This is a genomic window from Pseudoalteromonas luteoviolacea, assembly GCF_021654285.1.
GTDB classification, from domain to species: Bacteria; Pseudomonadota; Gammaproteobacteria; order Enterobacterales; family Alteromonadaceae; genus Pseudoalteromonas; species Pseudoalteromonas luteoviolacea_J.
This window is the reverse complement of sequence record NZ_JAKFZS010000035.1, coordinates 43,266-54,384: the sequence shown is the minus strand read 5'-3', so window position 1 is coordinate 54,384 and position 11,119 is coordinate 43,266. Positions and strand designations below refer to the sequence as shown.

Genomic DNA, 11,119 nt, shown 5'->3' with positions numbered 1-11,119 from the left:
CTTTCAGATAATAAGTTAAAAACTACACCTTCCGAAGGAAAAAATAAATATAAAAAACCATTAAATAAATTTAATTAAATAAATAAAAACCAACCCAAAAACCACCATTTTACCCACTTTAAAAATCAACCAAAGACATAAAAAACATTAAAATATTAATTTTTATTACAGCATTGACCAACCAAAAAAGTCATTGTATATTTTAACCAATCTCCAACCCAAGGTGATTAAAAATAGTATAAAAGGAAAATTAACATGACATTAAAACTAAATAAAAAGAAAGTAAAAGAGCTTTCTCACGATAAAAGTCTCAACAAAAACCAAACTCATCGAATTGCTGGCGCTAGCTCAGGTGGCGAAACAGATCGTTTATATAGATGCGTACCACAATAAAATTACATAATTATCTGATAATTATAAAAGTTTAATTCAGAACTTTCTGTTAAAACCAAAAAATCAATTTACAAAAAAAGTCAACTTAAATTATAAAGTATGTATAGCCCTCTACTTAGAGTCAGTGCAGCTTATTTAAAATGAAAAACTGGAATTATAAACCAAAAAAAATCATTAAAAAAATTTAAGTAAAATAGGTTTTACAAAACAAATAGATAAAATTAATTTATTTAACAGCCGTATCTCATACTGAGTATCGGCTAAATATTTAAAAGGAAAATTAAAATGACATTAAAATTAACTAAAAGTAAAATCAAAGAACTTTCTAATAATAAAAGTCTAAGTAAAGAGCAAACTCACGCAGTTGCTGGTGCAAGCGGCACTATTGGCGAAACTCACCCTGAAACGCCTTGTAGACGCCACTAATTACTTAGTTCGTTTTTTAGTAGCTAGTTTTAAAATTAGCTACTTTTATTAATCCGAAATGGTATAAAATTAATAAAAATCAAACACCCTATTTATTGAACGTTATTTTTATCATATATATCTTAAATCTTATTTCCCCTTTAAGTTAATAAATATTATATACTAAATAATTACAGTACCGCCTTCTCGATCAATTCAACACCCACCATATTTACAATAATCTTTTTGACAGTTAATTTTTCCGTACGGCTATATGAATAAGCGTCTTGTTAATCAAATAACCCCCAGAGTTCCGTTAAAGCTCACATTGAATCAAACTTATGAACGTAGCAAATAACGAACAGCATAGTGAAGTTTGAGTATATTTCTTGCTTGCCTAAAGCAATAACGACACAAGAGTAAGGAAACAAGATGAAAATTGATGGTTCATACACTGCGTATACCCCAACGAACACCCATGTAAAGGGAAAAGCACAACACGGCAGCTCATTGCCGCAAAACACCACATCACAGTCAATCAATACAAAAGCCATCGATATGAGCAATATCGGCATGAATGAGCTCAATGCACTGATACAGGCAACAGGAGACGATAGACTGCTGTTCAGGCTCCCTCATGACATCTTTAAATTGGTTGATGGTGAACTCCAAGGTTCTAGCAGTAGTAACTTTTTAGCACAAATTGAAAACGAAATCGCCTTTGAGCAAAGCAGAGGGAGTGATACCGGTGAGCTAGAAAGTTTTTTAGCTGTCCTCAAGGAATATCAAGGTTATCCGCTGCAATCGAATGTCGCAGTGACTGCCTGAGCGTACAAAGGCTACTGAGCGTGATTATAAGTAGATTGGGATTCACTTTTCACAACGATACACCCGTGTAACAAACAAAAAACCCGACAATCGCCGGGTTTTTTCAATTCAATAAGAAGTATTAGTTACTTCTTTTTAACTGCTTTTTTGTTTGGCAGGTCAGTGATTGACCCTTCGAAGATTTCAGCAGCTAGACCGATTGACTCGTTCAGTGTTGGGTGAGCGTGGATAGTCAGTGCCACGTCTTCTGCGTCTGCACCCATCTCTACTGCTAGGCCGATCTCACCAAGCATTTCACCTGCGTTGATACCAACCATTGCGCCACCAATAACACGGCCAGACTCTTTATCAAAGATAAGCTTAGTTTGACCTTCAGTACGTGCTGAAGCAATTGCACGGCCAGATGCTGCCCACGGGAATACCGCAGTTTCAATTTTAAGACCTTGCTCTTTCGCTTCTTTCTCAGTTACACCAACCCATGCAATTTCTGGATCTGTGTAAGCGATTGAAGGGATACACTTAGGATCGAAGTAGTGCTTCTTACCAGAGATAACTTCTGCAGCAACGTGTGCTTCGTGTACCGCTTTGTGCGCAAGCATAGGCTGACCAACGATGTCACCAATCGCGAAGATGTGGTCAACGTTCGTTTTCATTTGCTTGTCTGTGTTGATGAAGCCACGCTCATCAACAGCAACGCCAGCTTTGTCAGCGTCAAGTAGCTTACCGTTTGGTGTACGACCAACAGCAACCAATACTTTGTCATAACGAACTTGGCCTTCAGGTGCTTGCTTGCCTTCGAATGAAACGTAGATACCGTCTTCTTTCGCTTCAACCGCAACTACTTTCGTAGAAAGCATCACGTTGAACTTGTTCTTAACGTACTTCTGGTAAACCTTGATGATGTCTTTGTCAGCAGCAGGTACTAGCTGATCAGCAAATTCAACAACGTCGATGTCTGAACCTAGTGCACGGTAAACCGTACCCATCTCAAGACCGATGATACCACCACCTAGTACAAGTAGTTTGCCAGGCACGTCTTTAAGCTCAAGTGCACCAGTTGAATCAATGATACGCTCATCTTGTGGGATGAACGGAAGGCTTACTGGTTGTGAACCTGCTGCAATGATTGCGTTATCAAACGTCACTGTCTTAGTGCCGTCAGCGCCTTCAACTGCGATGGTGTTAGAACCTGTGAATTTACCGTAACCGTTAACCACGTTAACTTTACGCATTTTAGACATACCAGCTAGGCCGCCAGTAAGTTGACCGATTACAGACTCTTTCCAAGTACGGATTTTATCTAAATCGATTTGTGGAGCACCGAAAGTTACACCGTGAGAAGCCATTTCAGCTGCATCGTCGATAACCTTAGCGACGTGAAGAAGTGCTTTTGAAGGAATACAACCTACGTTCAAGCAAACACCACCTAGGGTATCGCGAGATTCAATCAATGTAACATCTAAACCTAGGTCTGCTGCACGGAATGCTGCAGAGTAACCACCAGGACCACCGCCTAGTACAACAACTTGAGTTTTGATTTCGTTGCTCATGTTATTACCTTAACTATTATTCGAACGGGACTCTACTCAACTGAGTATCCGCACCCAATTTGCCTGCCAGCCGCCAAATTAGGACAAAACCAACAGAGAGAGTTTTTTGTGCGCGAAAGTGTATCATTCGCACTCACTAATGTCCCGTCCAATTATCAGACAGGACACTAAAAATACAACAAAACCGCACAACTTAGGCTGGGCGGTTTTGATTCACCTTACATCACTAGCTGACGAATATCGCTCAGGTAGTTTGCAAGTGTCACAGTAAAGCGTGCTGCAAGCGCCCCGTCAATTACACGGTGGTCGTATGAACAGCTTAGCGGCACCATTAAGCGCGGCTCAAACTCTTTACCATTCCATTTCGGCTTCATCTCAGACTTAGATACACCTAAGATTGCCACTTCTGGCGCATTCACGATTGGCGTGAATGACGTACCACCGATACCGCCAAGGCTCGAGATTGTGAAACACCCGCCTTGCATGTCAGCAGCAGTCAGCTTACCGTCACGTGCTTTCTTAGACACTTCCATCAGTTCACGAGAAAGTTCGATGATGCCTTTTTTGTTCACGTCTTTGAATACCGGAACAACCAAGCCATTTGGCGTATCAACCGCGACACCGATGTTCACGTATTTCTTCAGAATTAAGCTCTCACCGTCTTCTGATAGTGAAGAGTTAAACGTTGGGAACTCTTCAAGTGCTTTTGCAGCTGCTTTCATTACGAAGACCAATGGCGTGATTTTCACACCCATTTTCTTCTTCTCAGCCAGCACATTTTGCTCTTTACGGAACGCTTCTAGTGTCGTGATATCTGCTTCGTCAAACTGTGTAACATGAGGAATTTGTACCCAGTTACGGTGTAGGTTTGCACCAGAGATCTTTTGAATACGAGATAGCTTCTTCTCTTCAACTTCACCAAACTTGCTGAAGTCTACTTTCGGCCAAGGAATTAGACCAAGCTCGCCACCACCAGTGTTGCCACCTTTAGATAGCTGACCTGATTCAACTTGCTTCACTAGCTCTTTCACATAGTTCTGAACGTCTTCTTTAACAACACGGTTCTTACGACCAGTTGCTTTAACGCGCGCAAGGTTTACACCAAACTCACGTGCTAGACGACGTACAACTGGTGATGCGTGTGCGTACTGATCGTTGGCAACAAATTCATCTTTTTGTGCAGATGCAGGGGCTGCTGCCGGAGCAGGTTTTGCCGCAGGAGCCGCTACTGGTGCTGCGGTTGGTGCTGGCGCAGCTACAGGTGCTGCTGCCGCTGGTGCACTGCCTGCTGTTTCAAATACGAAGATTAAAGAGCCTGTCGATACTTTATCGCCAGCATTTACTTTGATTTCTTTCACAGTACCTGCAAATGGTGCTGGTACTTCCATAGAAGCCTTATCGCCTTCTACAGTGATTAGAGACTGCTCTTCTTCGATTGAATCACCGACTGATACCATGATTTCAGTCACTTCAACTTCATCACCGCCGATATCTGGTACGTGTACTTCTTTCGCTTCTGCTACCGCAGCTGGTGCCGCCGCAGGTGCAGGTGCTGCTTCAACAGGTGCCGCAGCTGGCGCACTGCCTGCAACTTCAAATACGAATACCAAAGAGCCTGTTGACACTTTACCGCCAACTTCCACTTTGATTTCTTTCACAGTACCTGCAAATGGTGCTGGTACTTCCATAGAAGCCTTATCGCCTTCTACGTTTAAGATTGACTGGTCAGCTTCAACTGCGTCGCCCACAGCAACCATGATCTCAGTCACTTCAACTTCGTCGCCACCGATATCTGGTACATGTACTTCTTTAAGCTCTGCCGCAGCGGGTGCCGCAGGTGCTGGCGCTGCAGCAGGAGCCGCTGGCGCTTCTGCCGCAGCAGGTGCTTCTGCACCGGCTGCGTCAAAAATCATAATCAAAGAGCCTGTTGAAACTTTATCACCTTCAACAACTTTGATTTCTTTAACAGTACCCGCAGCGGCTGCTGGTACTTCCATTGAAGCCTTATCGCCTTCAACTGTGATCAATGACTGATCCACTTCAACCGTGTCACCTACGCTTACTAGGAGCTCGGTTACTTCAACCTCATCGGCACCAATATCTGGAACATGAATTTCAATTGACATGTTTTTGCCTCTTATGCGTAAAGTGGGTTAGCTTTTGTTGTGTCGATATCAAATTTCTTGATAGCGTCAGCAACAACTGATTTTTCAACCTTGCCCTGTTGAGCAAGTTCGTTAAGTGCAGCAACAACCACATAACCTGCGTTCACTTCGAAGTGACGACGTAGGTTTTCACGGCTGTCTGAACGACCGTAACCGTCAGTACCTAGCACCTTGTATGAGCTGCTTGGCATGAATGCGCGTACTTGATCTGCATAGTTCTTCATGTAGTCAGTCGCGGCAATCGCTGGAGACTCACCAAGTACAGTTGAGATATAAGGTACTTTTGCATCCGCTTCTGGGTTAAGCATATTGAAACGTTCAGCGTCTTGACCGTCACGAGCAAGCTCGTTGAATGACGTCACAGAGAATACATCTGAACCAATGCCGTACTCTTCGCTTAGGATTGCACCTGCTTTACGTACTTCGTTCAAGATTGTGCCTGAACCCATAAGTTGTACGTGTGCTTTCTCACCTGCATTTGACTCAAGCTTGTAGATACCTTTACGGATACCTTCTTCAGCGCCTTCAGGCATTGCTGGCTGGTGATAGTTTTCGTTCATCAGCGTTAGGTAGTAGAACACGTTTTCTTGCTCTGGACCGTACATACGACGGATACCATCTTGCAAGATAACCGCCACTTCAAATACGAACGTTGGGTCGTAAGAAATACAGTTAGGGATCGTACCCGCTTGAATGTGCGAGTGACCATCTTCGTGCTGTAGACCTTCACCGTTTAGCGTTGTACGACCTGCTGTAGCACCTAATAGGAAACCACGAGCTTGTTGGTCACCTGCCATCCACGCCATGTCGCCAACACGTTGGAAACCGAACATAGAGTAGTAGATGTAGAATGGGATCATCGGTAGATCATTTGTGCTGTATGATGTTGCAGCAGCAACCCATGAAGACATTGCACCTAGCTCATTGATACCTTCTTGAAGTACCTGACCAGATGTTGCTTCTTTGTAGTAAGAAACGATGTCGCGGTCTTGAGGCGTATAGTTCTGACCGTGTGGGTTATAGATACCGATTTGACGGAATAGACCTTCCATACCGAAAGTACGCGCTTCATCCGCAATGATTGGTACGATGTTTTTGCCAACACCCTTGTCTTTTAACAAGATGTTTAGTGCACGTACATAACCCATTGTGGTTGAGATATCACGCTTTTGCTCTTCAAGTAGCGGCTTGAACTGCTCCAATTTTGGTAGCTCAAGTGCTTGTGTGAAGTTAGGTAGACGCTGTGGCGTGTAACCGTGTAGCGCTTTACGGCGTGCGTGTAAGTATTCGTACTCTGCAGAGCCTTCTTTAAGCGTTAGGTACGGTAAGTTTGCAATTTCTTCGTCAGAAACCAGATCTTCTAGACCTAGACGTGAACGCAAGTGCTCAACGCTAGACATGTCCATTTTCTTAACTTGGTGCGCAATGTTTTTACCTTCCGCAGCTTCACCCATGCCGTAACCTTTTACAGTCTTAGCTAGGATAACTGTTGGACGACCTTTCTCATCTTGCGCCGCTTTATAAGCTGCGTATAGTTTAGATGTATCATGACCACCACGCTTAAGTGCGAAGATTTCATCATCCGTCATATCAGCGACAAGTGCAGCTGTCTCTGGGTAACGACCAAAGAAGTGCTCACGTACATACGCGCCATCTTTCGCTTTGTATGTCTGGTAATCACCATCGATTGTTTCGTTCATTAGCTGAAGAAGCTTACCAGTTGTGTCTTTCGCTAGTAGCGTATCCCAACCTGAACCCCAAACAACTTTGATTACGTTCCAACCAGCACCTTTAAATAGGCCTTCAAGTTCTTGAATGATCTTACCGTTACCCATTACTGGGCCGTCAAGACGCTGTAGGTTACAGTTGATCAGGTAACATAGGTTATCTAGCTTCTCACGCGCTGCAAATGAGATTGCACCACGTGATTCTGGCTCATCCATCTCACCATCACCTAGGAACGCGTATACGCGCTGTTCGTTAGTCTCTTTAAGACCACGACCTTCTAGGTACTTAAGGAAACGTGCTTGATAGATTGATGCGATTGGACCAAGACCCATAGATACTGTTGGGAATTGCCAGAATTCAGGCATCAATTTAGGGTGAGGATATGAAGAAATCCCTTTACCGTCGACTTCTTGACGGAAGTTATCTAACTGCTCTTCAGTTAAACGACCCTCAAGGAAAGCACGTGCGTAGATACCTGGTGAAATATGACCTTGGTAATAGACTAAATCACCACCGTCCTTCTCGTTTGGCGCACGGAAGAAGTGGTTGAAACACATTTCATAAAATGCTGCTGAAGACTGGTAAGACGCCATGTGGCCGCCTAACTCTAGGTCTTTTTTAGACGCACGAAGTACGATCATGATCGCATTCCAACGTACGATAGAGCGGATACGGCGTTCAATCGTGGTATCACCAGGGTATGCTGGTTCTTGGCCTGCCGGAATGGTATTTACATAGTTTGTAGTAATACCTGTAGGCATGTCCACGCCATCTAGGCGGGCTTGCTCTAGCACTTGCTCAAGTAAGAATTGCGCGCGTTCTACGCCTTCTTCTTTCACAACTGACTCAAGCGCTTGTAACCACTCTTGGGTTTCTAACGCGTCAACGTCAAACTTATTGACTTCAGACATATGGAGTGTTCCTTATGTTTTAAATGCAAATTTATTCAATGCGTCAATGACGCAATCAAGCATAATTGCTCGATTTTGCTTAAAAGACCGAATTTACCTAACTTATTGCTGCTTAGTGCGACGTAAACTCCGCTCAATACGAGAGCGTTCTCTACCCGCTTCAAGTAATGCTTCTTCGATGAAGGCTAGGTGTGCGTTACTCGCAAGCCTCGCCTTTTCCGGATCTCCCTGGATCACGGCATCCATCAATACCGCTCGGTGCTGTGCAAGCTGTTCGCTCACATCTGACTTTTGCACCAACACGGTTAAATTCTGCAATACATTTTGCTCAAGTAACGTTTGCATTCCTCTCACTAGGTGCAGTAACACCACATTATGTGACGCTTCTGCTACAGTGAAATGAAACGCATTGATTGCTTTGGCTTTTAGGGCTAAATCATCCCCCACCTCAGCGATATTGTCATAGCTTTGCTTTACTTTATCCATGTCATTGTCTGTGCCTCGAAGCGCAGCATAATAAGCAGCGATACCTTCTAAGGCATGACGGAATTCAAGTAAGTCAAACTGAGACTCAGGGTGTTTACTGATCAAGTCAAAAAGTGGATCAGTTAATCCTTCTTCTAGCTGATTTTTAACGTACGTACCGCCACCTTGGCGACGCGTCACTAACCCTTTGGCTTCGAGTTTTTGAATCGCCTCTCTTAACGACGGGCGGGATACTTCAAACTGCTTAGCAAGTTCTCGTTCGGGAGGAAGCTTTTCACCAGGAAGCAATGATCCTTCTAAAATCATGTTTTCCAATTGCTCTAAAATCACATCCGAGAGTTTCGCAGCTTTAATCTTCAAAGACATTGATAACACGCCAGTTTGGGTTATATCCACCAGCTAAGTAAGAAGTCCCTACGTTACATCGTAAGTCTTTAAAACTTAGCAATATTTACTTAATCATTTAGTATATTGTGACCAGATAGGTAAATTGGTCATACCAAATTTGGACAATAAGTTATCAAAATCAAGCTCGGCTGTCAAAATTACACCTTTTCATCGCTTTTAATATCCTTTTTTTGACATCCATTCAGATTAAACTTTATACAATTAAAAATGATTGCAAAGAAAAATAAAAATGGTCAGACCAGAGAGGAGGGAGAAGTATAAATTAAAACCGGTTGGCACATTTAAATAGTATGGAAATAGACAGTGCTGTATAAAATGGATAACACAAAAGGGGAGGAGAAGCTGTCCTAAAATCAACGTCAGGGTGGACAACTTCTCGCAAGATTAACTCGTGCTCATCTCTCTTTCCTCTTCTTCGCTTGTGATCATTATGTATTCTTGGCCAAGTGCACCTTTTAGGTACAGCTTAACCCGTCAGATTATCAACTAAGAAGTTAAGGTAATGGAACTGTCAAAAAATACAGTAATTGTAATAAAGAGCCTTCACAAATTGCAGCATCAGCTTGCTCAACTACTTTGGGCTTACCATGAATAGCGACACCTAAGTCAGCAGCGGCCATCATGACAAGGTCGTTCGCTCCGTCACCAATCGCAAGTGTCTGCCCTGCACTTACTTCATAGCGTTCACGTAAGGCATTTAACACCTCAGCCTTTCTCTCAGCATCCACAATGTCTCCGACAACACGGCCAGTAAGACGTTGTCCATCGATTTCTAGCGTGTTGGCATATACATGGTCTAAATCCAATCTAGATTGCAGCGCCTCTGCAAACCAAGTAAATCCACCCGATGCAATTGCTAATCGCCATTGATGTGCTTTTAACACCTCACACAGGGGTTTAATACCCGACATTAAAGGTAAATCATCTTTAAGTGGTGAGATCAAACTCAACTCAATCCCTTGTAACTTTGCCACTCGCTTGTGCAGGCTTTCACTGAATGCTAATTTTCCGGCCATGGCCTCTGCGGTGACTGAAGCGACTTCATCATATACATCGGCTAAACGCGCAATCTCATCAATGCATTCTATTTCAATGGCTGTTGAGTCCATATCCATAACCAGTAGACCTGGAACATCCAATTTAGGGAAACAAGGCAGTACGGCGCCTTGGCAGCCAAGCCTGCCAGCAGCTTGACGAACATCTGATTTAGGCAACTCACCAGGTGGAAAGCATGCCATGATGGCGACACCCGCGGATAAATCCGCATGTGCTTGATACACACACACTTGCATAGGCACGATGTTTATCAATGCCAGAGCGTTTAAAAACTCGCTTAAAAGTGTTCCTGTAATAGCCTTACCAAATAACGAGATACAGTGTGCTGACTCCTCTGCTAATCCCCCCTCTTTCACAAATTGGGCATTTTCAAATTCATACCACTTTGATAAGGTAAGTTGATTTTCAACTGGGCGGACATCAAGTTGGTCGAGATCTAGCATATTTTGCATTGGCATTGAGCGCTCCTAATAACGATATAGGCTCTTTTTAACATCTAATGAAAATAATGTCAGCCAACAAGCTGTAACTATGAAAAATACACAAGCAAACACCTTTTTACAGTCATCAAAAAGTAAACGATTACTGAGACTTATTATCGCAGCGGGTTGTTTGATTGCGCTGTTATGGATTGCAACCAATACCAGTTTTCGCTCTCACCAGCTACTTCATACAAATGCCAACCATACAGGACAAAGCTTAATCAATCAGTTTGCATTAAATGCGATTGAACCCCTGACGAAGATGGATACGCCCAGACTCAGAACGCTCAGTAATCATCTCGCAAGTGATGAGTTCGTCTTGTCTGTGGCGGTTTATAATCACAAGGGAGAATTTGTCATTGGCAATGATGGCATTACTCAAGCACCCATGATTGCGGGCTTGCCTGATGGACTTGCTGGGATCAACCCGAGTAAAGATGCCATTGTCAGTACCATTGTCGATAACGAACGTACAATTGGCTTTGTCAGCATTGAATACCTGACTGATGCCGCAATGAATGAAAGCCACAAGCACTTTCACCAGCTTGGCCGTATCGTGCTCCTCATGCTCATTATTGTCGGGGTGTTTACTTGGCAAATCGGCAGAGCATTGACGCGACGTGATGTCAAAAAGCACATTAACAACAGCGCACAAGAGGATAAGACCGAAAAAGATATTAACGAATGATGGCGCGCTAGCAGACGTC

At 43.3% G+C, this 11,119-nt stretch carries 9 protein-coding genes; 4 read left to right on the top strand and 5 right to left on the bottom strand.

Features of this window, described 5'->3' with window-relative positions:
* The first annotated feature begins 255 nt into the window (after nt 1-255).
* From L1077_RS23635 to L1077_RS23625, 3 genes are all read left to right on the top strand, one after another.
* Nucleotides 256-393 carry a hypothetical protein gene (locus L1077_RS23635; RefSeq protein ID WP_237139283.1) on the top strand — a complete coding sequence of 46 codons (138 nt, stop codon included), beginning with the start codon at nt 256-258 and terminating at the stop codon, nt 391-393.
* Nucleotides 394-678: 285 nt separating this feature from the next.
* A complete protein-coding gene (locus L1077_RS23630) occupies nt 679-819 on the top strand; it encodes a hypothetical protein (RefSeq protein ID WP_237139282.1) in 141 nt (46 codons plus the stop codon).
* A gap of 411 nt (nt 820-1,230) precedes the next feature.
* Nucleotides 1,231-1,626: a hypothetical protein gene (locus tag L1077_RS23625; protein ID WP_237139281.1), complete on the top strand. Its 396-nt coding sequence runs from the start codon at nt 1,231-1,233 to the stop codon at nt 1,624-1,626.
* Between the two features lie 125 nt (nt 1,627-1,751).
* Here L1077_RS23625 and lpdA read toward each other — a convergent pair whose 3' ends face one another.
* The 5 genes from lpdA to serB all read right to left on the bottom strand — a co-directional run bounded on the left by lpdA (nt 1,752) and on the right by serB (nt 10,382).
* A complete protein-coding gene (gene lpdA, locus L1077_RS23620; protein ID WP_023400801.1) occupies nt 1,752-3,176 on the bottom strand; it encodes a dihydrolipoyl dehydrogenase in 1,425 nt (474 codons plus the stop codon).
* A gap of 218 nt (nt 3,177-3,394) precedes the next feature.
* Entirely contained in the window at nt 3,395-5,302 is a 1,908-nt protein-coding gene (gene aceF / locus L1077_RS23615) for a pyruvate dehydrogenase complex dihydrolipoyllysine-residue acetyltransferase (protein ID WP_237139280.1), read from the bottom strand.
* Between the two features lie 11 nt (nt 5,303-5,313).
* Entirely contained in the window at nt 5,314-7,980 is a 2,667-nt protein-coding gene (aceE, locus tag L1077_RS23610) for a pyruvate dehydrogenase (acetyl-transferring), homodimeric type (protein WP_063362497.1), read from the bottom strand.
* 102 nt (nt 7,981-8,082) lie between these two features.
* The gene (pdhR, locus tag L1077_RS23605) at nt 8,083-8,832 is read right to left on the bottom strand and encodes a pyruvate dehydrogenase complex transcriptional repressor PdhR (RefSeq protein WP_039612079.1); all 750 of its coding nucleotides are present in this window, start codon (nt 8,830-8,832) and stop codon (nt 8,083-8,085) included.
* 536 nt (nt 8,833-9,368) lie between these two features.
* Nucleotides 9,369-10,382 carry a phosphoserine phosphatase SerB gene (serB, locus tag L1077_RS23600; RefSeq protein WP_440589566.1) on the bottom strand — a complete coding sequence of 338 codons (1,014 nt, stop codon included), beginning with the start codon at nt 10,380-10,382 and terminating at the stop codon, nt 9,369-9,371.
* Between the two features lie 79 nt (nt 10,383-10,461).
* On the opposite strand from serB, the gene L1077_RS23595 reads away from it, so the two are divergent.
* Nucleotides 10,462-11,100 (top strand): AhpA/YtjB family protein, encoded by a 639-nt coding sequence (locus tag L1077_RS23595; RefSeq protein WP_237139278.1) that lies wholly within the window; start codon nt 10,462-10,464, stop codon nt 11,098-11,100.
* Nucleotides 11,101-11,119: the final 19 nt, after the last annotated feature.